A 24,611-nucleotide genomic window follows, 5' to 3' on the forward strand; every position below is an offset into this window, starting at 1 on the left:
TCAACTGGACCGAATGAGCTATGCAGCTAGGCTGCCTGGGGATAAATGGCTGTAAGAGAAGAACAGTAGAAACCAGGAGTTCCGAATATGGATCGGCTCGAAAGCATGGCTGTGTTCGTCAAGGCCGTCGATCTCGGCTCGTTCGCGGCAGCAGCGGTCGCCCTGGACGTCTCGGGACCGATGGTTGGCAAGCATGTCCGGTCTCTCGAAGAACGGCTTGGCGTTCGCCTGCTCAACCGGACCACACGCCGGCAGAACCTGACCGATTTCGGCCGCGCTTACTATGAACGCTGTCGGGTGGTGCTGGCCGAGGCCGACGCCGCAGATGCGCTCGCCGCCGACCAGTTTTCGGAGCCACGCGGAAAACTGCGCGTCACCATGCCGGCGCATTTCGGTCGCCACTGCGTGACGCCCGTGCTGCTGAAACTCGCCCGGCAATATCCGATGCTGGAACTCGATCTATCTCTCAGCGATCGCTTCGCCGATCTTGCCGAGGATGGCTACGATCTCGCCATTCGGACCGGTGCTCTGGGCGACAAAGCGGGGGTGATCGCACGCCGCGTCGCGCGCCAGGACATGGTCGTCTGCGCCGCACCTTCCTATCTTAGAATTCATGGCGAACCGCGACAGATCGAGGATCTCGCCGACCATCAGGCAATTGTCTACCGCCGGCTCGGCCAGATCATTCAGCCCTGGCTATTTGCGCGAGAGGGGCAACCGGTGCAGGAGATCATACCGACCGGCCGTCTGCGGCTCGACGATCTCGATGCCATCGCTGACGCGGCTGCCGACGGCATGGGCCTTGCCTGGTTGCCCTGGTGGCTGGTGCGCGAGCGCATTGAAGCCGGCGTTCTGCTGGCGCTGTTGCCGGATCAGCCGAGATATCTCTACGACTGCTACGCCCTTTGGCTGCAGACGCCGCATCTACCGCTGAAGGTGCGGCTGGCCGTCGATGCGCTGGCGGCTGCCTTACCGAAGTCGATGGCCTAACCGCAGCGTCGCAGTCGCTCTCAGTTGAGATCGCGCGGATACTCCTTGACCTCGTTGCGGTCGACGATCAGCTCATCGCCATCATGGGCGGTGATGTGGGTCTCGATCCGCCAGACGTCGCGCAGCGCGCGCACCGTCGCCTTCACTGAAAGGCGCACCTGCCAGTCGCCGCGACCATAGGACTTGTCCCATTTGCAGGTGCCGACCGCCGAGTTCGGATCGTCGGGGTGGATGGTGAACCGGTCGACATGCCTCGCCGCAACGGTCATCTGCGTATGTGGATGCCGCACCGTGCCGCCATCATTGACGACCTGGTAGACGGTCTCGCCGGTGACCTGGTCCGTCGACACCGAGCGCTGGAAGCCGTCGCCCTTGGCCAGCACCTCCTGCTCCATCGGCGCGGCGCTTTCCGGAGTCAGGAAAACCCCCAGTGTGTCGTCCAGCTTCTGCTGCGCGCGCACCGGCAGGATCAGCCGGCTGTCGCCGCAATGGATCGACAACGTCGCCTGCTCGGCCGTCGGGAAGACGATCGGCCAATGCGATGTCGCCAGCGCCAGCCGGATACGCTCGCCGACCTCGAAACGTTGCCCGCAGCAGCGCAGCTTGATGCGCACCGTTTCCGCCTGGCCAGGCACCATCGGCTCGATGTCCAGATCATCGTTGCGATGGCTCAGATTGAGGATGCCGTAGCTGATACGCGAGGCGGCACCTTCAGGAAATACCTGCGACAGCGTGGCGGACAGAAGGGCGACGGGCTTGTCGGAGGAGAGCTTGACCTCGAATTCGGGGAAGCCAAGAATCTCGACCGCTTCGGTCAACGGCGCCGTCTCGAAGATCAGGGCATTGCCTTCTTCCATGCGCTGGTCGACCGGCAAGGTCGGCATCACGCCATAGCCGCACCAGGCGCCGGATGACAGGCCGGCCGTCTGTGGCGATGAAACCTCCAGGATCGCGTTTGCGCCCTTGGCTTCGCTCAGCACATGCGGCGCAAGGTTCAGCACCTTTTCGCCGGCGCCGGGTCCCGGCCACGCCGGTTCCGCCACCCAGCGGCCGGGCCGCTCGTCATAGATCGCCGCCGGCCGTGCGGGATCCTGAATCCAGGCGCGCAGCATCGGCTCGTCGGCAATGCCGGTGTCGATGCCCTTGAGATATTGATCCCACCAGCGCAGGCACTCCTGCAGGAAGCCGATACGCGGTCCGGGCATGGCGAAGTGCGGATATTTGTGGCCCCAGGGTCCGATCAGGCCCTTGCGAGGACCGCTCAGTTTTTCCAGCATCCGGAAGATCGGATTGGGATAGCCGTCGGCCCAGCCGCCGACGGCATAGACCGGGATCTCGACATCGGAATAATCCTCGCAGATCGAACCGTGCTTGTAGAAATCATCGCGGCGCTGGTGTTCGAACCAGTCCTGCATCCAGATGCCGTTGCCGTTCAGTCGTTGCTCCCAAAGACCGCGCCAGCGGTCGCCGACAACAAGCGGATCCGGTGGCGTCATGGCGATGGCCCAAGCGGTGGTTCCCCACATCAGATTGTCGCACATCATCGCGCCGCCGAGATAATGCACGTCATCATTATAGCGGTCGTCGGTCGAGCACAGCGAGACGACGGCTTTCAGCGCTGGCGGGCGGCGGGCGGCGACCTGCAGCCCGTTGAAGCCGCCCCAGCTGATGCCGATCATGCCGACACTACCCGAGCACCAGGATTGCCGGGCCAGCCATTCGATGACCGCCAGGCAGTCATCCTGCTCCTGCTTCAGATACTCACCCTTGCACAGCCCCTCGCTGTCGCCCGAGCCGCGCATATCGACCCGCACGCCGGCATAGCCGTGACCGGCGAAATAGGGATGCGTCAGCGCATCGCGCTCCACCGTTCCGTCACGCTTGCGATATGGCAGATATTCGAGGATCGCCGGCACCGGATCGGCCTCCGCGTCTTCCGGCAACCAGATGCGTGCGGCCAGCTTGACGCCGTCCGGCATCGGAATCCACAAATTCTCGATCTCGCGGACTTTGCGCGGGAAATCGGTGACGACGCGGATATCTTGCATGGCGGCTCCTCTCAACGCCCCGGCCGACACTTGCGCCGGTGGCGATCCTTATGTGTTCAGCGGGAAATGGCAGGTCAGACGGCTGTCGCCAACTGCGACCGGGACGGGGACATCCACCGCGCAGCGGCCCTGGGCCTGCGGACAGCGTGTGTGAAATTCGCAGCCTGAAGGGCGCGCCAACAAGGACGGAACGTCAGCCGGCAGCGTGATGCGCTGATGCACCCTGTCGGGATCGGGCTCTGGATTGGCCGAGAGAAGGGCCGCCGTATAGGGATGATGCGGCGCGCGGAAGATCGCTTCGGTTTCGCCCTGTTCGATGAAGCGTCCGAGATACATCACCGCCATGCGGTCGGCGATCTGGCGCACGACATGCAGATTGTGGGTGATGATCAGCATCGACAGGCCCATGCGGTCGCGCAGGTCGTTGAGCAGGTTCAGCACCTCTCCCTGCACCGAGACGTCGAGGCCGGCTGTCGGCTCGTCGGCGACGACCAGAACCGGGTCCAGCGCGATCGCCCGCGCCACACCGACACGGCGCGCCTGGCCGCCGGAAAGCTGGTGCGGGTAGCGGTCGGCGAAATCGCGCGGCAGCCCGACCAGTGCAAGAAGTCGTGTGACTTCGGCGTTGAGATCGCGATCCGACAGTCCGTGGATGACGAAAGGCTCCGACAGCAGCGACCGCACGCTGAGCCGTGGTGACAGCGATCCGACCGGATCCTGGAACATCATCGGCATGCGCCGCCGCACCGGTTTCATGGCGGCGTTGGACAGGCCTTGCAGTTCCTGCCCTTCAAACAGGATCGTGCCCGCTTTCACCGGCTGAAGACCGTTGAGCGTGCGCGCCAGCGTCGTCTTGCCCGAGCCGGATTCGCCGACCAGCGCGAAGGTGCTGCCTCGTTGAAGCGTGAAGCTGACACCGGACACCGCTTCGATCTCGGTGGCCCGCCCCGCGAGCCTGGCGGACAGGCCGCCAACCCGGAACGAGACGCGCAAATCGCTGACGCGGAGCAGGTCGTCGGAGCTCATGCGTTCATCGCTCCCAAGGGAATGTCCGCATGCCAGCAGCGGGCGATGTGAGACCCACCGAGGATTGCGCTGGGAGGCGTCGCCAGGCATTGGGCGTCGGCGCGATCGCAGCGCGGCTGGAAGACGCAGCCGCTCGGGCGGCGGCGCAGGTCCGGCAAGGTCCCGGCGATGGTCGGCAGGCGGGCAACCCGCTGCGACAGCCGGGCCGGATCGCAGGCCAGCAGCTTCTGCGTGTAGGGATGTCGGGCGTCGTGGAATATCTCGCGGGTCGTGCCGCTCTCCACCACCTCACCGGCATACATCACGATCATCTCGTCGCAGAGTTCGGCAATCACGCCCAGATGATGCGAGATGAACAGCACCGAGCAGCCGATGTCGCGCTGCAGATCCTTGAGCAGTTCGATAGTGGCCACCTCCAGCGTGGCATCGAGCGCAGTCGTCGGCTCGTCGGCGATCAGCAGCGCCGGTTCCATCATCAGCGCCATGGCGATGGCGATGCGCTGCTTCATGCCGCCGGAGAATTCGTGCGGAAACTGCGTCAGCCGGCTTTCCGGATCGGGAATGCGAACCTTGCGCAGCATTGCGACCGAACGCGCATCCTTGTCCCGCTTCGACAGACCGGAGCGATACTGGATGTCGCGCATCTGCCGCCCCACCGAAAGCACCGGGTTGAGCGCGCCCATCGGATCCTGGAAAACGGTGGCGATCCTTTGGCCGCGCAAGCCGCGCATCGCGGTCGGGCCGAGCCGGGCAAGGTCCTTGTCGCCCTCGAAGATGATCTCGCCCGATGTGATTTCACCATTGTCGGCGAGCAGGCCGAGAATGGCGTTGATGAGCGTCGATTTCCCGCAGCCGGATTCGCCGACCACGCCGACGCTTTGGTTGGCCGGCACGGAAAAGCTCACCTGCTTCAGCGCCTCCAGTCGCCCACTCTCGGTGTGGAAGGCGACGCTCAGATTCTTGACCTCGAGAACCGTCATGAGCGCCCCTTCAGCCGGGGATCGAAGAGGTCGCGCAGCGTCTCGCCGAAGAAGGTGAAACCGAGTGTCGTCAGCACGATCGGCAGGCCGCCGGCAATCACGATCCAGTAGGAATCGCGAATGTTGGCGAAGCCGTCATTGAGGATCGCGCCCCAGCTCGGCGTCGGCGGCCGCACGCCGAGCCCGAGGAAGCTCATGCCGGCCTCGATCGCCACCACCACGGGAATGTCCATCGATATCAAGATCAGGATCGGGCCGATGATGTTGGGCAGGATGTGGACGCGCAGGATGCGGCCCGCACTGGCGCCCATCGAGCGCGCCGCCATGACATGTTCGGCTGATTTGAGCACCAGCGTCTGGGTTCTGATGATGCGGGCATAGCCCGGCACATTGACCAGCATCACCACCAGCACCACCGCGTAGAGCGAGGGGCCGAACAGGGTGACCAGCGTTAGCGCCAGCATGACGGTGGGAAAGCTCTTCACGGCGTCGAAGATAAGCAGCAGCACATTGTCGAGCCAGCGCGGCCCATAGCCTGCGATCAGCCCCAGCACGACGCCGACAACCAGCGACACCGCTGTCGCGCCCAGCGCGATCAAAAGCGCGACGCGCCCGCCATAGAGCACCCGGGTGAGAAGATCGCGGCCGAGATGGTCGGTGCCGAGCAGATGCAGGAGGCTAGGCGAAGCGAAACGTTCGGCCGGCGATATCTTGCTCGGCGCATAGCTGGTCAGGCCGCTGGCGAACACCGCCGACAGCACCACCACCGTCACCAGCGTCAGGCCGATGGCGCCCAGCGGTTCGCGCATGATGCGGCGCACGGTGCGCCATATCATGCCGAGACGGAAGCTGCGGGACGGCAGCTCAGTTGAAACTTGATCTGACACGGGGATCCAATAGGCCGACCAGGAAGTCGGCCGCTACGTTGACGAGGACGAAGAAGACCGTGGTAACCAGCACGGCTCCGGAGACGATTGGATAGTTGCGCACCGAGATCGCCTCATAGACCAGCTTGCCGATGCCGGGACGGGCGAAGACGATTTCGGCGAAGACGGAAGACGACAGCATGTGGCCGATGCCGACGCCGAGCAAGGTGATGGTCGGCAGCACGGCGATGCGCAGCGCATAGGTGTAGACGATCCGGTGCTCGGTCAGGCCGAAGGCGCGCGCCGTGCGGATATGGCTGGCCTCCAGCGTATCCAGCATCGAGGCCCGCACCATGCGCGAGATATAGCCGATCCAGCCAAGGCCGACCGCCAGAGACGGCAGGATGAGGTGCTGAAGCCGGCTGGCGAGGTCGCCCGGTTCGCCGGCGCCGATCGCCGGAAGCCATTGCAGGGCGACCGCAAACACCAGCAGCGAATAGATGGCGACGACGAAGGATGGCACGGCGATCATCGCCACCGACAGGACCCCGATCACCTGGTCGACAAAGCCGCCGCGCCGCACCGCTGCGATGCAGCCAAGCGGGATGCCCAGCGCCACCGACCACGTGATGCCGCCGACCACCAGCGCCAGCGTGAACGGAAGCTGTTCCATCACCACGTCCAGAACTGGCCGGTTCGACAGAACCTCGGTGCCGAGATCGCCATGCAAGGCAGAGCCGTAGAAGTTCACGAATTGCCGCCAGACAGGTTGATCCAAGCCCATACGCTCGCGTAGCGCCTCCTTCATCTCCGGCGTCGCGCGTGGCCCCAGCGCGACGGAGGCCGGGTCTCCGGGAATGAGGTAGACCATGGCGAACATCATCATCATGGCGACGCTGATGATGATGGCGCCAAGCCACAGACGCTTGAGGGCGTAGCGGATCATTTTCGGTACCTGTCGGATGGTCTTTGGCCGGGGCGAGCCCCGCCCGCCGATATCATGCCGGTTTGAAGTCGGTGAACACGGGTTCGCCGTTCGGCTTCAGGCCGGCCACAAGCGTGTCTCGATTCATGATGCCGGTGACCTCATGCGTCAGGAAAACGTAATTGCCGTTCTCCTCCATCAGGTCCTGCAGCTTCTTGTAGATGACATCGCGTTTTGCAGGATCGAGTTCGACCATGCCTTCAGCGTTGAGCTTGTCGAATTCCTCGCTGGAAAAACGCTCCCAGTTCCAGACGCCGATCTGGTCGCGCGTGAACCAAGCGGTCGCCCAGCTCGGGTCCGGCTGCATGGAGAAGCGGCTGATGATCATCTGCAGCTTCTTGTAGTAGTCGCCTTCCTTGGCGCCAAGCGTCCAGAAGGTGCCGCTGTCGTTCTGCTTGATCTCCACAGTGAGACCGACATCCTGCAGGTTCGACTGCACGACCTGCGCCGCGGTCAGCCGCTCGGTCTTGTTGAGGATGTCGAGCGTGATCGTGGTGCCGGCCAGCCCCTCCTTGGCGATCATGTCGCGGGCGCGGTCCGGATCGAAATCGAAGAGGTTCTTCTCGCGATGGCCAGGCAGACCGGGCGCGATGATGCCGGTGGCCGTGGCGGCCGCACCGAAATAGGCTGCGTCGACCACCGCCTTGCGATCCACCGCGTACTGAACCGCGCGGCGCATGTTCGGATTGTTGAAGGGAGCGACATCCTGGTTCATGCCGAGCCAGACAAAGGCCAGCGAAGGCTTCTCGACGACGGTCGTCTTTGGCGGCGGTGTCTGCTTCAGGCGCGAGATCGAGGAGACCGCGGTCCAGGTGTAATCGAGGTCACCCGCCTCATAGCCGAGTTCGGCGGTCTTCTCGTCCTCGATCGGATGGATGTGGATTTCCGCGAAGGCGCCTTGCTCGTACTTCCAGTCGGGATTGCGCACCAGCACGGTGCGCTGCTTGGGCAGCCATTCCTTCAGGATGTAGGGGCCCGACTGGGCCACCGGCTTGACGCCCATCTTGCCACCGAGTTCGGTGATGGCGCGCTTCGACAGGATGGTGCCGGACGGCGTCGGCAAGGTCGACGTCCATAGCGGCGCGAAGGCCTGCTTCAGATGGATCAGGCCGGACAGCTTGTCCTTGACCTCGACCTCCTTGAGCGTCGCCCAGTCGCCGGAATAGGGGCTCTTGTTGGCGGGATCGGCGATGCGTTCGATCGAAAACTTGACGTCTTCGGCCGTCATCTGGCCGTAGCCATCGGTGAAGCCGATATTGTCGCGCAGCTGGAAGGAGACGGTCAGCGGATCGAGCTGCTTGATCGTTTCCGCCGCCATGGGCCGCCAGCTCCAGCTATCGCCCGGCGTGGTGACGACGAGGCCGGCGAAGATGACGCTGGTGATGTCGCCTTCAGGCGCCGCCAGCCGGAAGCAAGGGTCGAGCGTCTGGATGTCGGCGTAGGATCGCACCTTGAGGATCGGCCCGTCGCTCGACCAGGAAACTTTTGGATTGACCATTGAGGCGAGGCCGAAAGCGCCGGCTCCGGCGAGCAAGCTGCGGCGCGAAATCCTGGTGTCGGCTAGAATGGACATGCTCTACCCCTCTGCTGTTTTCGTTGTCTTGTTTTTCAGGCCGCGGGCCATTCTCCAAGCCGGGCCGAATGTACCGGTCCGCTAAAACTGCTAATAATAGACATCTATGTCTAGCGAAAATTTTGCCGGCATGTCCGAATCTTGGATACGGACGATCTTGCGGGAAATCTTGATATCCGATCCGACCCCGCCGCTGCGTCGGCATGGGCAAGCGGCTAAGCGCGAAATGTGATCGCGCACACGGTGCGGCCTGGCCCGCCATTCGGTGGGGCCTGGATCAAGAGCTGGAGCGGAGACGCGCTCTCCGCTACCTTCACTTCCAGATTTCAGCCGCCAGGCGCACGAAATTGCCACCCAGGACATCGCGCACCGTCTGCTCGGACTGTCCGCGGCGGAGAAGAACCTCGGTCAGTTCGCGCATCTGACCTGGAGCCGAGTAGGTAGTCGCCCCCTCTGGATATTCGCTCTTGGGCCAGAATTGCGGGTTGTCGGAAATGATGCGGTCGATGCCTTTGACATCAACCGGAAAGGCGTAGTCCAGCCCGATGCCGACATGATTTGGGCCAGCCAGGTCGACGAGATATTCGATGTGGTCAGCCAGCCTGTCCGAGTCCGTCCGCCCTTCTCCCAGGAAACGATTGAGCCCGACGATCGCGACGATGCCGCCGGTGCGCGCGCAGGCCTTTATCTGCTCGTCGGTGATGTTGCGGCCATGGCCGCACAGGGCCTTGGCGTTGGAGTGCGAGAAGATGACAGGGCGGTTCGAGTATTCCATCACCTCCATCGAGGTGCGGTAGCCGGTGTGGGTGACGTCGACGAACATGCCGAGACGGTTCATCTCGTCGATGACCTCGCGGCCGAACGCCGTCAGGCTGGTCTCGACATCGTGGCAACCGCCGCCGGCGAGGTTGTTCCTGTTATAGGCGAACAGGATCTGGCGCACGCCCAGATGGTGATAGAACTCCACCATCTCGATGCGGCCGTCGAGTGCGTTCATGCCCTCGATGTCGAAGGTGATCGCCAGTTTGCCCTCGAGCTTGGCCTTGCGGATTTCCGCGACGGAGGAGACCAGCGTGTAGTGCTCGGGATTGGCAAGGATCCAGTGACGGAAATTTGCGAGCGTCCGCACTGTCTGCTCCCAGGGCAACAGGTCGAAGCCGACATCGATCGACAGATAGTCGATGCCGGCGTCGCGCCAGATCTGCAGATTGTTCAGGTCCGCAGCCGGATCCGGCATGAAGCCGGAATGCGCGTCCCATATGATTTCACTGTCGAAAATGGCCTTGGCGGCAGTCGAAACGCTCACTTTTTTCCTCGCTCTCTCGGCAACACCAACAACGGAAGGCCAGATCAAGCGGCGTTCCGGACGTGTCATCCAGATGCAGTGCGCATCAAGTATCAGGCCACAGACACATGTGTCTAGACAGCTCCGAACGGGCCTGTATGGTCGCCGTCGCTGCATGTCGCTCCGACCGGACCATCGGCAAAAGGGAGAACAAAGATGAGCTCAAACGGAAGCCATGGCGGGAGCGATAGCAGGCATATCGCCGTGATCGGCGGCGGCATTATCGGCTGCAGCGCGGCTTTCCATTTGCTGCGGTCCGGCGTGCGCCGGGTGACGGTCATCGATGCGGGTCAGCCGGGTGCCGCGACCACCAGCGCCGGCGCGGGCTTCGTCTCCCATTGGTCCGCCGGCATGATCCCGCTCGGTGAAGAAGGCCTTCAACTGCAGCAATATGGCCTCGATTTCTATCGCAGGCTGCACGAGGTCGGCGTCGAGATCGGTTATCGGCCGAACGGCACCTTGATCATGGCGCTGACCGAGGACGGGCGCGAGCGTTTCGTCCGACCGGTGCTGGACTCACCCTATGCCCCACCGGAAATGCAGGATTTGAACGCCGCGCAGATTGGCCAGAAGATGCAGGGCCTCATCGATCCGGCGCGGGTCCATTCGGCCGCCTACAATCCGCATGGCATCCAGCTCGACACCAAGCTGGCGATGGGGGTACTGACCGGCCAGATCAGCGAGCTCGGCGGTGTTTTTCGCAGCGGCACACGCGTGACGGCCGTCCATGATGCAGGCGATCGGGTGACCATCGAGACCGATCAGGGCAGCCTTGAGGCTGACGGCGTGATCGTTGCCGCCGGCGCCTGGAACAACCAGGTCATATCAGGCCTCGGCTGGAAGTTGCCGCTGCTGCGCGTCGTCGCAACGCGCATCGTCACCGACGATCGTGGGCTGCCGTCGACCATTCCCACGGTCCAGTGCCGCGAATTGCGGCTGTGGCTGCGCGAAACATTCGGCGCGGTCATGTGGGGGACCGGCCGGCATTACAAACCTCTCTACAAGACCGACGACAACGAGATCGAACCTGGCCAGCCGCACAATATCGAGCTGATGCGGGAGACATCCGAGCAGGAGCTTGCCGAGCTGCAGACTGTGTTCCCGCCGCTGCGCGGTTCGACGATCGCGAACTGGGCGCAAGGCGTGCCGTGCTACACGCCCGACAACGGCCTTGTCGTCGGCAAGGTGCCCGGCAGCGACAATGTCGTGGTCGTCGGCGGCGACAATGAGAGCGGCGTCACCCATGGACCGGGTCTTGGCCGGCTCTCCTGCGAACTGGTCCTCGGGCAGACCCCGTTCGTTTCCGCCGAGCGGTTCCGTGTCGATCGCTACGCCTCCGATGCCTTCAAGTCGGAGGCCGAGATCGAGGCCGCCATGCCGGCCTGGGGCGCGCGTCATGAAGCGTCGCGGTTTGGTCGCGAGGCCTGATCTGTTAGCTGTCGCCGACGCTGGCCTGCAGCGCCTGCGCCACCGCCCTGACCACCGGGCCGGCATTCTTCCTCATGACGATGTGGAAGGAGCCGGCGTGGCGACGCGAGGCCTTCGTCAGCCGAACGAGCTGGCCGCGGCGCAGATGCTCGTCGGCAAACCCCGCCCAGGCGAGCGCAGCTCCGCGCCCGGCGATGGTTTCGTGGATCATCGACATGTAGCTGGTGAACCGAGGCCCATCGAGTTTCCGCTCGGTTCCGATCCATGACTGCCAACTGTCGATCGCGCCGGGCGGCGTCACCTGGTGCAGCAGCGGTACCGCCAGGAAAGCCTCGGGGTCCTCCGAGGCGAGCCCCGGGTAACGCGCCAGGAACGCCGGTGCGCAGACCGGAAACCATTCGCCGTCGAGCAGTTTTTCGGTCACGAATTCGGACCATTGCCCGGCTTCGCCGAAACGGATCGACAATGCCACCTCGGGTTGGTCGAAATCCCGGTAGTCGGTGGATGTCTGCAAAAGCACCCGGCCATCGGCCACCTGCGATGTGATGAGACCGAAGCGCGGCATCAGCCATGCCTGCGCGAAATCGTGGCTGCAGCCGACCACGAATGTATCGCTGTCGTGCGCGGTCAAATCCTCGACCGCTTGCCTGATGGTGCCAAGACCCTCGCGGATCGCTTCGGCCAACGTGTTGCCGGCCCCGGTGACGGCGACGCGGTTGCCCTTGCGCGTGAACAGCTCGACCGACAACTGGCGCTCGAGATTGGCGACATGCCGGCTGACCGCCGATTGTGCGATGTTGAGCTCCTGCGCGGCCAGCGTCAGCCCGCCATGCCTGGCGGCAGCCTCGAAGACGACCATGGCGTTCAGCAGGGGAAGCGATGTCTTGAGGGTTTTCACGATCCGAACCTGCATTCATGCCTTTTCGATATGGAGGTCTATTATTTCTGTATTTGCCGCATGCCTTTCCGCATCGCACACTCTATCGAAAAATCATCCTAACGCCAGCGAGCAGAAAGGTGTTTGCCGTGCAGGCCTACACACCGAATAGCCAGCCTATCGACAGAAGCGAGACCGTCAGGCTGATCGACCGGCAACGTCCGGACTGGTCGCTGGAACAGGCCTTTTATGCCGACCCTGCGATCTTCGCGCTGGAGCGTGACTTGTGGTTTCCGCGTCAATGGATGCTTGTCGCCCATGCCAGTGAGGTGCCTGAAAGGGGCCGCTACATCGTGCGTCAGCTGTTCGACGAGGAGATCATCATCGTGCGCTTCGGCGATGGCGAGGACGACATCGCGGCCTACTACAATGTCTGCACCCATCGCGGCTCGCGGCTCTGCGCCAAGGATGGTCGCGGCAAGCTTCTGGTCTGCCCCTATCATGCCTGGTCGTTCAGGCTGACCGGTGAATTGCAGTCGCGGCAGGATCTGCCGGCAAGCGTCGATCCGGAAGCGCTGGGACTGCACCGCGTGCCCTGCCAGAGTTTCGGCGGCCTCGTCTTCTGCGGCCTCGATGGCAATTCGTTGCCCGACATCCAGCCCGTCGCGGACGGGCTGACCGGCGGCTTGCGCGAAAACGGCCTCGACCGCGCACGCATCGTCGCGCGCAAGAATTACCTGACCAAGGCGAACTGGAAGCTGGTGCTCGAGAATTTCCTCGAATGCTATCACTGCCGGCCGGCTCATCCCGAATATTACCGCGTCAATGGCCATGTCAAAGTGACCGCGACCCGCGATGCCGACAAGGCGGTCGAGTGGCAGAACGAAATCGAGGCCTGGCACAGCGTCATCGGCGATGCCGAATTCCACAAGGGTGCGTGGCAGGCTGGCGACCTCGACACGATGCCGTTTGCCATGCACCGCAAGCCGATCGGCTCCGGCCGCAACACGCTGTCCAATACGGGTGAGGGTGTCTCGTGCCTGATGGGCGGCCGTCACGCCTATGATGGCGGCGAAAGCGGCTTTCGCCTCGGACGCCTGTCGTTTGCAAGTGCTGCCAATGATTATGTCACGCTGTTCCAGATGATACCGCGCAACGCCATGGAAACAGACGTCATCCTGACCTGGCTCGTCGACAAGGATGCCGATAACGACGTCGACGCCGATGCGATCAGTTGGATGTGGGACGTCACCACGGTGCAGGACAAGAAGATCACCGAAGACAATGCCGACGGCATCATGTCCCGTGCCTACCGGCCGGGGCCCTACACGCCGCTGGAAAGCCAGACCTCGTTCTTCGTGCAGACCTATCTGTCGGAACTGCGTTCGCTAATCACCGGCACGCGCGGCGCGACCGTCAGCCAGTGGTCCGCGCCGAAGGAACTTTTCGCATCGCCGAAGGCGGCGAGTTGCAACACGCGGCTCTGACCCGTGGCCGAAGATGCCTCTTTGAGGCGTCGCATTCCGATGCCATATGAAGGTGGCCGACGGAATGTTGCGGGAGAGACAGTTTATGACCAAAGGTTCGGACTTGTTCGTCGCGGCCCTCGAGAACGAAGGGGTCGAACGGATTTTCGGCATTCCCGGCGAAGAAAATCTCGATATCGTCGAATCCATCCGCCGCTCCTCGATCCAGCTGATCCTGACCCGCCACGAGCAAGCAGCCGCTTTCATGGCCGCCACCTATGGCAGGCTCACCGGCAAGGCAGGTGTGTGCATCACCACGCTTGGCCCAGGCGCGCTCAATCTTTCGACCGGTTCGGCCTATGCGCTGCTCGGCGCGATGCCGATGATCATGATCACCGGCCAGAAGGGCATCCTGTCATCCCGGCAGGCGCGCTTCCAGATCGTCGACATCGTCGCGGCGATGAAGCCGCTGACCAAGCTGTCGCGCCAGATCGTCTCGCCGAAGATGATCCCCTCGCTGGTGCGCGAAGCTTTCCGTGTCGCCCAGGAAGAACGTCCCGGCCCCGTACATCTGGAACTGCCGGAAGACATTGCGGCGGCCGAGTGTGAGCCGATCGCACTGGTGCCGACGCACCCGGTCGAACTGCCGCTGGCCAGCCCGGGTGCGCTTGATCGCGCCGCCCTTATGATCACGGAAGCCAGGCGCCCGCTGCTGATGTTCGGCGCGGCGGCGTCGCGTCCGCGCGTGACCCCCGATGTCGCGCAGTTCGTGCTGCGGACGCAAATTCCCTATTTCACCACGCAGATGGGCAAGGGAACCGTGCCCGGCGGCACGGAGCTCTATATGGGAACGGCAGCCCTTTCGGAGCGCGACTACGTGCACGAGGCCATCGAGCAGGCCGATCTGATCATCACCATCGGTCACGACACCGTGGAGAAGCCGCCCTTCATCATGGGAGCGAAGGGGCCGAGGGTCATTCATGTCGGCTACCAATCAGCCGATGTCGAGCAGGTCTATTTCCCGCAAGCCGAAATCGTCGGCGACCTCGGCCCTTCGCTGGCGCTGCTGGCCGACCGCATCGAGGGCAAGATCCCCAACGCGCAGGTCCTGCTGCCGCTGCGCGAAGGCATTCTGAGCCGGATCGCCGCGCGCGCCACCGAAGATCGCTTCACGCCGCAGCGCATCGTGCACGACGTGCGCGCCGTGATGCCGGCCGACGGGATTCTCGCCCTCGACAACGGCATGTACAAGATCTGGTTTGCGCGCAACTACCGGACGCGCATGGCAAACACGATCCTGCTCGACAATGCGCTGGCCACCATGGGCGCGGGCTTGCCGTCGGCGATGATGGCGGCACTGCTCTATCCGCAGCGCCGTGTCATGGCCATCTGTGGCGATGGCGGGTTCATGATGAACAGCCAGGAACTGGAAACCGCCGTCAGGCTCAAGCTCAACCTGGTCGTCCTGCTGCTCGAGGACCACGCCTACGGCATGATCCGCTGGAAGCAGGCGGTCGATGCGTTCCCGGATTTCGGCATGACTTTCGGCAATCCCGATTTCGTCAAGTATGCCGAGGCCTATGGCGCCAAGGGGACCAGGGTTGCGGAGATCACCGACTTGCGGCCGGTGCTGGAACAGGCCTTCACCGGCGGCGGCGTGCATCTCGTCGTCGTGCCCATCGACTATTCCGAAAACACCAGGGTGCTTGTCGACGAACTGCGCGAGCGGCTGCCAGCGCCGCAGACGCCCTGACGGCAGCGACAAACCGCCGTCAGGATTGCTTGGGCGGAAGACCCTACACCTTGCAGTAAGGCGTCACCGGCTCGATGGTGCCGAAGTCCTTAGCGATCTCGTAGCCGATGCCGTCGGCCGCCGCCTTGCCTACATAGGAATGGCACAGCGTGTGGTTGTTGGTGGCGTCGACACGGATCTTGCCTTGCGGTGCGTCGAACTCGATCGACGGCAGCGCGGCCAGCACATCATCGTCCTTCAACGATCCAGCCTTCTCGGCGGCCAGCGCATAGAGATGCAGGCCGTTGTAGCCGGCCTCGCCGATGCCGTTGACCATCTTCTCCTGACCGAATTTCTCGCGGAAGCTCGAGATGAACTTCTTGTTGACCGGGTTGTCCAGCGCCATCCAGTAGGGTTGCGGTGCATAGGTGCCGGCCGCCACGCCGGGCGGCAGCGCGTCCTTGTTGAAGACCTCGTCGAGCGGGGCGATCAGCGGCTGCTTGATGTCGAAGCTGCGATACTGCTTGAGCTGGGTGACGGCGTCGTTGCCGACCACCATCGACCAGACGACATCGGGCTTCAGTGACTTGATCTTCTGGAAGGCCGGGCCGAAATCGGTGGTGCCGAACGGATAGTAGTCGGCGCCGATGATCTTGCCGCCGGCCTTCTCATAGGCCGCCGTGATCGCCTCGGTCATCTTCTGCGGCCAGGCATAGTCCGAAGCCATGACATAGATCGTCTTGCCGAGGTTCTCGGCCACCCATGGCATCATTGGGTCGACCTGCTGCATCGGGATCGGGCCGGTGGCGACGAAGTAGCGGTTGCATTCGCCGCCTTCGAAATTGGTCGGGTAGAAGAACAGCTTCTTGGCCTTCGAGGTGACCGACAGCGTGGCGCTGCGCTCGGGCGAAATGATCGTGCCCATGATCACGTCGACCTTGTCTTCGTTAATGAGCTTGCGCGCCTTGTCGATGGAGCCCTTGGTCGTGGTCTGGTTGTCCTCGATGATGAGCTCGACCTGGCGTCCGCCAATGCCGTTGGCGGCGTTGAGTTCGGCGGCGGCCAGCTTGTAGCAATTGAGCAGCGTCTCGCCGAGAATCGCCTGCAGCCCGGTGATCGGGATCGACAGGCCGACCTTGACGGTGTCGGCGGCGCGCAGGATCGACGGCGCGCCGACGATGGCGAAGGCGGCCGCGGCGCCGCCGGATTTCAAGACAGTTCTTCTGCTTATCATTGTTGTGTTCCCTTCCAGTCCCAGGCGCGCCCCATGCACGCCTTACAAGTCAACAAGTTCCCAGGCGCGCTTCACGCGCGCTCTATAGGGCCAACAGGTCCTTCAGCAGGGTCTCGTCGGCGAAGGTCTCAGGCGCACCTTCGTGGACGATCCTGCCCTTCTCCATCACCAGGCAGCGGTCCGATGCCTTGAGAACGAGATCGAGATTCTGCTCGACAAGAATGATCGCGATGCCGCGCTCGCGGGCGATGCGCGGCACCAGTTCGGCGATCGACTGCACGATGTTCGGCTGGATGCCTTCCGAGGGTTCGTCGAGCAGCAGCACCGATGGCAGGCCGCAGAGTGCGCGGCCGATCGCCAGCATCTGCTGCTGGCCGCCCGAAAGCGTGCCGGCGACCTGCGCTTCGCGTTCGCGCAGGATTGGAAAATAGCCGAAGATGTCGGCCGGAATGCCGCCGTCGCCACGGTCCTTGGCGGCGCGGGTGCCGACCTCCAGGTTTTGCCGCACCGTCAGCTGGTTGAAGATCCCGCGCCCCTGCGGCACATGCGCGATGCCCGCCCGCGCACGGCGGAAAGCTGGCGCGTTCGTGAGGTCTTTATCACCGAGAACCACCGCGCCTCCGCTCGCCCGCAAGCCGCCGGCGATGACGCGCAGCAGCGTCGTCTTGCCGGCGCCGTTGCGGCCAAGCAGGCCGACGACTTCGCCGGACGCGACACTGAGGTCGATGCCGTTCAGCACCGGGAGCAGGCCGTAGCCGGCCGACACCGCCATCGTTCGCAGCATGATCAGCGCCTCCCCAGATAGACATCGCGGACCATCTCGTCGGTCTCGATGTCATGGAAAGGACCGCTGCGCAGCCGGCGTCCCTGATGCAGCACCAACGTCTCGCAGTTCAGCGCCCGCACGAAGCGGATGTCGTGCTCGACGGCAACGATCGAGAACTCGCCCTTGAGGCGCAGCAGCATCTGCGCCGTCGCCAGCGTCTCCTGCGGCGTCATGCCGGCAGTGGGTTCATCGAGCAACAGCAGGCGCGGCTCTATCGCCAACGCCATCCCGATCTCCAGCCATTGCTTCTGGCCATGCGCGAGCTCGCCGGCCAGCGTGGCGGCACGGTTACCGAGCGCGACCAGTTCCAAGAGTTCACCAACCGGGCGCACTGGCGAAGGCGCGCCCCAGCGCGCGACCTTCAGATTGTCCTCCACCGAGAGGTTCGGGAAGACCGAAGGAATCTGGAATTTGCGGGCGATGCCGAGCCGGGCGATGCGATGCAGCGGCAGTCCGGCAATGTCGTGGCCGAGGAAGCGCACGCTGCCGCTGGTCGGACGCAGCGTGCCGGTCAGCACGTTGAGGAAAGTGCTCTTGCCAGCGCCGTTCGGCCCGATGATGCAGCAAAGCTCCTTGTCTCGTACGGTGAGGTTCAGAGCCTCCAGCGCCTGCAGTCCGCCAAAGCGGATACCGACATTTTCAGCCTGCAGCAGGATGTCGCTCATTGCGCGCGCCTCCTGCCCTTGAACAGGCCTTTCAGCCGCGCGTAGATCGACAGGATGCCATCCGGCAGGACGAAGACGATGATGACGAAGACACAGCCGAGGAGAAGGGGCCACAGGCTCGGGTTGAAGCTGCTGATCGTCTGCTGCGCGCGCTGAATAAAGATGGCGCCCAGTACTGGCCCAAGCAGCGTGCCGCGTCCGCCGACCGCCACCCAGACGATAACTTCCGTCGACAGAAGCAGCCCGGACAGATCGGGTGCCACCAGCCCTGCCATGCAGACATAGAGGGCGCCGGCAAGGCCGGCGATCGCCGCCGACAGGACGAAAGTGACAAGCAGCCGCAACGGCGCATTGTGGCCGAGCGCGGCCGCCCGGATTTCATTGTCTTGAATGGCGGTCAGCACCGTGCCCCAGCGGCCACGGCTGATCGACCAGAGCGCCAGCACCGTCATGGCGACGATGGCCGAGACGAAGATGTAGCTGGGCAGATCCTGGCTGAGATCGACGTGCAGCCCGCCAAGATCGAACTCGATCGGCGGGATGCCGATCAGGCCGCTGTCGCCGCCGGTAACCGAGCTCCAGGAGACCGCGGCCTGCTGGCAGATGACGCCCATGGCCAGCGTGACGATGGTGAAATAGCTGCCACGGATGCCGCCGAAGAACAGGAAGTAGCCGATGATGGCGGCGACGAAGGCCGCACCCGCCACCGCACCCATGATGCCGAGTAAGCTTCCAAAGGGGATGGCATCATTGAGTGTGACCAGCGCCATGATGTAGCCGCCGATGCCGAAAAAGGCGGCGTGGCCGAAACACAGGATTCCGGTGCGGCCCCAGAAGAAGTCGAGGCTCGCCGCGAACAGGCCGAAGATCAGCGCGTCGCGGATCACCGTCAGCTGATAGCCGCCGGCAAAGAACGGATAGATGATCGCGAGCGCCACGCAGGTGGCGAAGATCAGCAGCCAGTTGCGATCACGGGCGATCATCGCGACGCTCCGTTGAACAGACCGTTGGGCCGCAGACGGACAGCGACGATGGCAGCCAGCAGCACGATCGCCTGCGCCAGCGACGGCGAGATCTGATAATTGAGGATGCTGGTCAGCCCGCCGACAAAGACGCTGCCGGCGACAAGGCCGCCAATCGAGCCGACGCCACCGACGATGACGACGAAGAAGGCGTTGGCGAGATAGTTCACCCCCATCTGCGGCAGCACGATCGCCAGTGGCGCGACCAGTCCGCCGGCAAGCCCGGCGATGGCCGCGCCGAAGGTGAAGGCAATGGCGTAGGTACGCCGCGTGTTGATGCCGACGCCCTCGGCCATCTCGCGGTTCTGGATGACGGTTCGGATATCGAGGCCGAAGGGCGTCCGGCTGATCAGCAGGATGACGCCGAGCAAGGTCAGCATGGCGATGCCGATCAGGATCAGCCGGTAGGCCGGATAGACGGTGAAGACGAGATCGAGCGTGCCCTCGATCGGCGGCGTCACCGGCTTGGCGCCGAGGCCGAAGGTCAGTTCCAGCCCTTGCTGCAGGATCAGGCTGACGCCCCAGGTGGCGAGCACGGTCGAGACAGGCCTGGAATAGAGATGGCGGATGATGGCGAATTCGAGGATACAGCCGACCACCGCGCCGGCGATGGGCGCGGCGGCCAGGCCCAGCCAGAAAGAGCCGCCTATGCTCTGGACGAAATAGACAGCGAAGGCGCCGACGGTGACGAACTCGCCATGCGCCAAATTGGTGACGTTCATCAGCCCGAAGCTGATCGCCAGCCCGAGCCCGACCAGCATCAGGATGCTGATCAGCGTCAGCGCGTTGAGCAGCGTGGTGATGAGAAAATCCATCGCGTCAGGCCGCGCTTGCGAGACGTTGGCGCAGGCCGGCGAGCAGCCCCTCCGCGGCATCGATCGCAGCAGCCTGGTGTGGCTGCAGATCCTGCCCAGCCCACTCGTCGATATGGTCCGACAGCGGATCGACCACTTCGGTACGGTGATTGGCCAGCGTCTCGATGACGGCATGGCCGCAGAACGGCACATAGCCTTCGGAGTAGCCGCCTTCATGGGTCATCATCAGGCGCCCTTGCGAAGTTTCGGCGGCCAGCGCCACCATGCGCGCGGCGAGCCGCCTGAAGCATTCGCTGTTGAGCATCATGCGGCCGAGCGGATCGAAGCCGGACGCATCGAAGCCGGACGCGACGATGACGAGGTCCGGCCTGTAGGCGCGCAGCGCCGGCGCGACGACGCGGTCGAAGGTCGCTTCATAGGCGCCGGTGCCGCTGCCGGCCGGCAGCGGGATGTTGATGTTGTAGCCTTCGCCGGCATCTTTGCCGTTGTCGGCCAGCGCACCACGCCCGGTCGGGTAGAGATTGTCCTGATGCAGGGAAATGGTCAGCACCGACGGGTCGGAATAAAACACCGTCTCGGTGCCGTTGCCGTGATGCACATCCCAGTCGACTATCGCCGCGCGCCCGAGCAGGCCTTCATGCTGCAGCCGGCGGACAGCAACGCCGATGTTGGAGAACAGGCAGTTACCCATCGCCTGGTCGGGTTCGGCATGATGCCCCGGCGGCCGCGCCAACGCGTAGGCATTGTCGACGCGGCCGGTCAGCACCGCGCGCATGGCGGCATAGGTGGTGCCGGCAGACAGCAGCGCGATGTCGAAGCTGTTGAGACCGATCGGCGCCTGTGGTCCGGCGAAACCGGAGCCACGCTCGCTCAGCATGCGGATATCGTCGACATGGCGTTGCGTGTGCACGCGCAGCAGGTCTTCGACCGAGACCGGCTCGGGGATGATCGGGACGAGATGGCGCGACAGGCCGCTGACCTGGATCAAATTGTTCAGCCGGCGCTTCGAGCCGGGCGATTCCAGATGGCGGCCGGGTTCCACGAAACGGCCGGGCGGCATCATGTCGGCGCTGGGGCCGGTGTCGTGCCACATCAGCTGTTCGTGAAAAACGTAGCCTGTCGCCATCCGCAGCGTCCTCTGAAAACCAGGTGACGCTAGCAGGCTAACGATTACGTGGCCCGACCCGAAAGAGGGGCTGTGCCAGATGTTTATGCCCCTCCTTTCGGAGGGGTATGGGCGCCTGCGGACCCTTGCGCGGCGCGCACGGCCTGGACCCGGTTGGTCACCGCGAGCTTGCCGAAAATGTTCTTCAGATGCCACTTCACCGTGGTTTCGCTCACCGACAGCGCAAGGGCGATATCGCGATTGGACATGCCCTCGGCGAGATAGCGCAGCAGTTCGGCCTCGCGCTGGGTGAGCTGTTCCTTCTCAGCGGCTGGTGCGGCCAGCTTGCGCGTCGCCACGGGCATCGCCTGCGCGGCATCGATGATGCGTGCTGCATAGGCTGACAGCGCGGGATCGGTCTTTGCCTGAGCCGCACGCAGCCGCATCAACCCTTCGACGACAGACCTTCCCTCGTCGACGAAGGAACGGATGAAGCCTGACGGCTGGGCAAGACGTAGTGCTTCGAGGAGATTGCGGTCTGCCTCGCGTTGGTCGTGGGCAGCGCTGGCAGCCTTGGCGTCCAGGATCAGCGCCAATATATGGCGGCGCATGCGCCCGCTGTCTCTCGTGCGCTCCAGCAGCGCGTCGAAAATCCGCGCGGCATCGGCATAGGATTTCTCGGCCGTCAGCAGGCGGCCTTCGGCGAAGAACTCGAACTCGTTGGCTGTGGTGATGGCCATCGAAGCCTCGGTCCCTTCGCCGCGATGCTCGGTCAGCAGCGCGCGCGCCTCGACATTGCGGTTCTGGTCGAGCAGCACACGTATGCGGTCATGCACGATCATCGATGCCAGGCGGCGATAGACGGTGCCGCGCACGCGTTGATAGATGCGCTCAAGCATATCCAGTGCCGCTTCGGTGCGGCCGGTCAGCTGCAGCACGCGGGCATAGGTCGGCACGCTGGCCAAGGGATAGACGATGACCGCCGCGCCTTCGATCTGCGGTCCGAGATTCTCGACCAGCGTCAACGCCTCGCCCGACGCATTGGTCTCGTAGGCGAGTTCGGCAAGCAGCGTTCCGGCTAGGGCTTCGGCATAGGAGTTTGCACCGATCCGCGCCCTGGCCTCGATGATGGCGTTGCGCAGCAGCCGCTCTGCGGCGGGCAGGCGGCCCGCCGAACGCTCGATCACGGCCATGTAGCAATTGGCGATGGTGACGCCGAGCAGGCTGCCGCTTCGCTCGTGCGCCCGTCGTGCCGCGTCGATGGCGGCGCGGGCACCTTCGAGGTCGCCCAGCGCATAGAGGTTGTAGCCTATGACGTTGGCGGTCGCGCCCTCCATGAACCAGGCATCGGGCGCAATGACGCGCAGGGCCGCAAGGGCTGTGTCGCGCGCCTGATCGAACTGCTCCAGCGTGCTGTGCACGGCAGCGGCGAGGACCACGAGCTCGGCCTTTATCGTCGTGCCGGTCATGGTGCCCGGGTCACTGCCGTCGGCCGGTCCGGCCTCGACCAGCTTGCGCGCGTTGCTAAGCGTCTGCTGCGCAATCTCGGGTTGGCTGCTGTGCACCGCCAGCCACAGCACGACGAGTTGCAGCCGGATGCGCTGGTCAATCAGCGTCCTCGGCAGCAGCGCAAGCAACTGACGCACATAGAGGAGCTGGCACTGGGCGATGAGGTCGAGCGCATTGTTCTCGACGAACACCGCCGCGCGGGCATGGTCGCCGGCGGCCAACGCGTGCCCGATCGCCTCTGTCAGCATCCTGCGTTCGCCGAACCATTCGGCGGCCGCCAGATGCAGCGGCGCGATCATCTCCGGTTCGCGCCGCTCCATTTCGCGGCTGAGGAAATCGCGGAACAGATGATGGTAGCGGAACCAGCGCCGTTCTTCGTCGAGCGGCACCAGGAACAGGTTGCGCGTCTCGATCTCGGTAATCGCCGCCTCGGCATCGGCCGTCCGCATCACCGCTCGGCAGGCCTCGGCACTGAAGCGTTCGAAGATCGAACTGTAGAGCAGGAATTTTGCGATTGCCGGCGGCAGTTCCAGGAACACTTCGCCCATCAGGAAGTCGGCGACGTTTCGGTTGGCGCCGGTGAAGTTGCCGATGACGGTTTCGGGTGCATGTGCGGCACTCAGCGACAGCGAGGCCAGTTGCAGGCCGGCGGCCCATCCTTCGGTGCGCGAGCACAGGGTTTCCACCGCACCGCTGCTGACGCTCAAGCCCAGCTTGTCGTTGAAGAAGGCTTCCGCTTCTGACGAGGCGAAGCGCAGATCGTCCGGGCCGATTTCGAAGACGTCGCCAAGCACCCGGAGCTTGCCGAGCTGCAGGTCGGGCAGGCTGCGCGAGCCGATGACGAAGGCGACGTTTGCCGGCGCCTGCCGGGTCAGACGCTCCATGAACCGCTTCACCGCCGGCGCCTCGATGGCGTGGTAATCGTCGAAGAACAGGGTGATGTCGGCCTGGCGCGCCGCCAGACCCGCCACAAGTGCCGAGAGCACGACATCGAGCTGGGGGATCGGGCTCGACTGGAAGGCAAGATCGAGTTCCGCCGGACTCTGGACCAGTTGGCGCAGCGCGCCCACCAGATGCGACAGGAAGGCGCCCTCGTCATTGTCCGTCGCTTCGCAAGACAGCCAAGCGGTCAGCCGACCGTGGCGCGCGACTTCCGCGGCCCATTGCGCCATCGTCGTCGATTTACCAAAGCCGGCGGGCGCGGCGAACAGCACGATGCGCGTGTCGATATGGCGCTCCAGCGTCGACAGGATGGTCTCGCGGCGAACCCATCGGCGATGGTGCGGCGACGCTTGGCTGACGGATTGCGGGGCTGTTCTCATCTAGGTCCGCGCAACTTGTCGCTTTTCCGGGGAAAGCGCGGCTCCCTTGCCATTGCTCCACTCCGTTTCGATCAGCGGAATCTGCGGTGCGGCATCGCGCGGCAAGGTTCCCTTGATCCGGGGATCGTCGACGATCTCAAATCCGGTCGCGAAGGGCACGAACCCGCAGGCACTGTAGAACCCGATGACAGTGTGATGATCGAAGCTGCTTGTATGCAGCCAGATGCGGCTCGGGTTGAGACACCATGCGAGGCCCAGTGCCCCGGCCATCAGCCGTTTGCCGAAACCCCTGCCGGTCAGGAACGGGAACAGGCCAAAATAGATGATCTCGATCTCGCTGCTGTCGGCGACGAAGAATTCGACCATACCGAGATGGGCGCCGGTCTCGTCATGGCCGTAGTAGAGATGCTGGCGCGGGTCGGCGAAATGCTCGGTGATTTCGGCATCGGACATTTCGGAAACACGGTCCCAAAGCCAGGGCGCGCCGATCTCGAGGAAGATCGCCCGATAGGAAGCGCAGTCGGGCGTCGTGATCCGTGTCATGGCCAAGGGGTGCGCGAGATCGGGCTGCGGCGAGCGCGCCTCCATCCACGTCACCGCATTGGCAAGCTTGCCCGCCGGCAGGCGATGGTAGCCAATGGCGAGATCGGTGATTTCGGCCGGCATCGTGTCTTCGGTGATCAACGCATTCCTCGTCATGTCTTCCAGAGATAGCAGTATCGGCATGCTGCATCCGATGCCAACTCCCCAAGACCATGGCAGCATCGAACGGCAAGTCCTGGACTGAAAGTTTGGCG

General features: G+C 63.9%; 20 protein-coding genes. 4 read left to right on the plus strand and 16 right to left on the minus strand.

The annotated features are described in order from the left end of the window. The first annotated feature begins 87 nt into the window (after positions 1-87). Positions 88-990 (plus strand): LysR family transcriptional regulator, encoded by a 903-nt coding sequence (locus AC0L3E_RS16410; RefSeq protein ID WP_127381975.1) that lies wholly within the window; start codon positions 88-90, stop codon positions 988-990. 20 nt (positions 991-1,010) lie between these two features. Here AC0L3E_RS16410 and AC0L3E_RS16415 read toward each other — a convergent pair whose 3' ends face one another. From AC0L3E_RS16415 to AC0L3E_RS16445, 7 genes are all read right to left on the minus strand, one after another. Next, complete coding sequence (locus AC0L3E_RS16415; RefSeq protein ID WP_473605171.1) at positions 1,011-3,038, minus strand: CocE/NonD family hydrolase; 2,028 nt, start codon at positions 3,036-3,038, stop codon at positions 1,011-1,013. A 48-nt stretch (positions 3,039-3,086) separates the two neighbouring features. Continuing rightward, on the minus strand, positions 3,087-4,064 hold the full coding sequence (locus AC0L3E_RS16420) for an ABC transporter ATP-binding protein (protein ID WP_128307266.1): 978 nt from the start codon (positions 4,062-4,064) through the stop codon (positions 3,087-3,089). After that, a complete protein-coding gene (locus tag AC0L3E_RS16425; protein ID WP_473605172.1) occupies positions 4,061-5,044 on the minus strand; it encodes an ABC transporter ATP-binding protein in 984 nt (327 codons plus the stop codon). Before AC0L3E_RS16425 ends, AC0L3E_RS16420 begins: the two co-directional genes overlap by 4 nt. Beyond that, complete coding sequence (locus tag AC0L3E_RS16430; protein ID WP_127395805.1) at positions 5,041-5,880, minus strand: ABC transporter permease; 840 nt, start codon at positions 5,878-5,880, stop codon at positions 5,041-5,043. The genes AC0L3E_RS16425 and AC0L3E_RS16430 overlap by 4 nt, the downstream gene beginning before the upstream one ends. Positions 5,881-5,908: 28 nt before the next feature. Next, on the minus strand, positions 5,909-6,856 hold the full coding sequence (locus tag AC0L3E_RS16435; RefSeq protein ID WP_473605173.1) for an ABC transporter permease: 948 nt from the start codon (positions 6,854-6,856) through the stop codon (positions 5,909-5,911). A gap of 52 nt (positions 6,857-6,908) precedes the next feature. Beyond that, on the minus strand, positions 6,909-8,468 hold the full coding sequence (locus tag AC0L3E_RS16440; protein ID WP_128307268.1) for an ABC transporter substrate-binding protein: 1,560 nt from the start codon (positions 8,466-8,468) through the stop codon (positions 6,909-6,911). A gap of 313 nt (positions 8,469-8,781) precedes the next feature. Further along, complete coding sequence (locus AC0L3E_RS16445) at positions 8,782-9,774, minus strand: dipeptidase (protein ID WP_128307269.1); 993 nt, start codon at positions 9,772-9,774, stop codon at positions 8,782-8,784. Between the two features lie 195 nt (positions 9,775-9,969). Between AC0L3E_RS16445 and AC0L3E_RS16450 the strand changes: the two genes are divergently transcribed. Further along, positions 9,970-11,241, plus strand: coding sequence for an NAD(P)/FAD-dependent oxidoreductase (locus tag AC0L3E_RS16450; protein ID WP_473605175.1), 1,272 nt, complete (start codon positions 9,970-9,972; stop codon positions 11,239-11,241). Positions 11,242-11,245: 4 nt separating this feature from the next. Here the strand turns inward: AC0L3E_RS16450 and AC0L3E_RS16455 are convergent, their stop codons facing one another. Further along, positions 11,246-12,154 (minus strand): LysR family transcriptional regulator, encoded by a 909-nt coding sequence (locus tag AC0L3E_RS16455; RefSeq protein WP_473605176.1) that lies wholly within the window; start codon positions 12,152-12,154, stop codon positions 11,246-11,248. 113 nt (positions 12,155-12,267) lie between these two features. On the opposite strand from AC0L3E_RS16455, the gene AC0L3E_RS16460 reads away from it, so the two are divergent. Both AC0L3E_RS16460 and AC0L3E_RS16465 read left to right on the plus strand, forming a co-directional pair. Further along, a complete protein-coding gene (locus tag AC0L3E_RS16460; RefSeq protein WP_473605177.1) occupies positions 12,268-13,605 on the plus strand; it encodes an aromatic ring-hydroxylating oxygenase subunit alpha in 1,338 nt (445 codons plus the stop codon). 85 nt (positions 13,606-13,690) lie between these two features. Next, a complete protein-coding gene (locus AC0L3E_RS16465; protein ID WP_473605178.1) occupies positions 13,691-15,337 on the plus strand; it encodes an acetolactate synthase large subunit in 1,647 nt (548 codons plus the stop codon). A gap of 43 nt (positions 15,338-15,380) precedes the next feature. Here AC0L3E_RS16465 and AC0L3E_RS16470 read toward each other — a convergent pair whose 3' ends face one another. The 8 genes from AC0L3E_RS16470 to AC0L3E_RS16505 form a co-directional block, all read right to left on the minus strand. Next, positions 15,381-16,550, minus strand: coding sequence for a substrate-binding protein (locus AC0L3E_RS16470; RefSeq protein ID WP_127327020.1), 1,170 nt, complete (start codon positions 16,548-16,550; stop codon positions 15,381-15,383). Between the two features lie 82 nt (positions 16,551-16,632). Beyond that, complete coding sequence (locus tag AC0L3E_RS16475) at positions 16,633-17,334, minus strand: ABC transporter ATP-binding protein (RefSeq protein ID WP_473605179.1); 702 nt, start codon at positions 17,332-17,334, stop codon at positions 16,633-16,635. Between the two features lie 2 nt (positions 17,335-17,336). Continuing rightward, positions 17,337-18,041: an ATP-binding cassette domain-containing protein gene (locus AC0L3E_RS16480; protein ID WP_127327022.1), complete on the minus strand. Its 705-nt coding sequence runs from the start codon at positions 18,039-18,041 to the stop codon at positions 17,337-17,339. Further along, positions 18,038-19,024 (minus strand): branched-chain amino acid ABC transporter permease, encoded by a 987-nt coding sequence (locus AC0L3E_RS16485; RefSeq protein ID WP_128307276.1) that lies wholly within the window; start codon positions 19,022-19,024, stop codon positions 18,038-18,040. The genes AC0L3E_RS16480 and AC0L3E_RS16485 overlap by 4 nt, the downstream gene beginning before the upstream one ends. Further along, positions 19,021-19,878 carry an urea ABC transporter permease subunit UrtB gene (gene urtB / locus AC0L3E_RS16490; RefSeq protein ID WP_127320912.1) on the minus strand — a complete coding sequence of 286 codons (858 nt, stop codon included), beginning with the start codon at positions 19,876-19,878 and terminating at the stop codon, positions 19,021-19,023. Before urtB ends, AC0L3E_RS16485 begins: the two co-directional genes overlap by 4 nt. Before the next feature lie 4 nt (positions 19,879-19,882). Next, positions 19,883-21,004, minus strand: coding sequence for a class II histone deacetylase (locus AC0L3E_RS16495; protein WP_473605180.1), 1,122 nt, complete (start codon positions 21,002-21,004; stop codon positions 19,883-19,885). Between the two features lie 83 nt (positions 21,005-21,087). After that, the gene (locus AC0L3E_RS16500; RefSeq protein ID WP_128307278.1) at positions 21,088-23,814 is read right to left on the minus strand and encodes a winged helix-turn-helix domain-containing protein; all 2,727 of its coding nucleotides are present in this window, start codon (positions 23,812-23,814) and stop codon (positions 21,088-21,090) included. Further along, positions 23,815-24,540 carry a GNAT family N-acetyltransferase gene (locus AC0L3E_RS16505; RefSeq protein WP_473605181.1) on the minus strand — a complete coding sequence of 242 codons (726 nt, stop codon included), beginning with the start codon at positions 24,538-24,540 and terminating at the stop codon, positions 23,815-23,817. Between the last annotated feature and the right edge of the window lie 71 nt (positions 24,541-24,611).

This window comes from Mesorhizobium sp. WSM4822 (genome assembly GCF_055811155.1).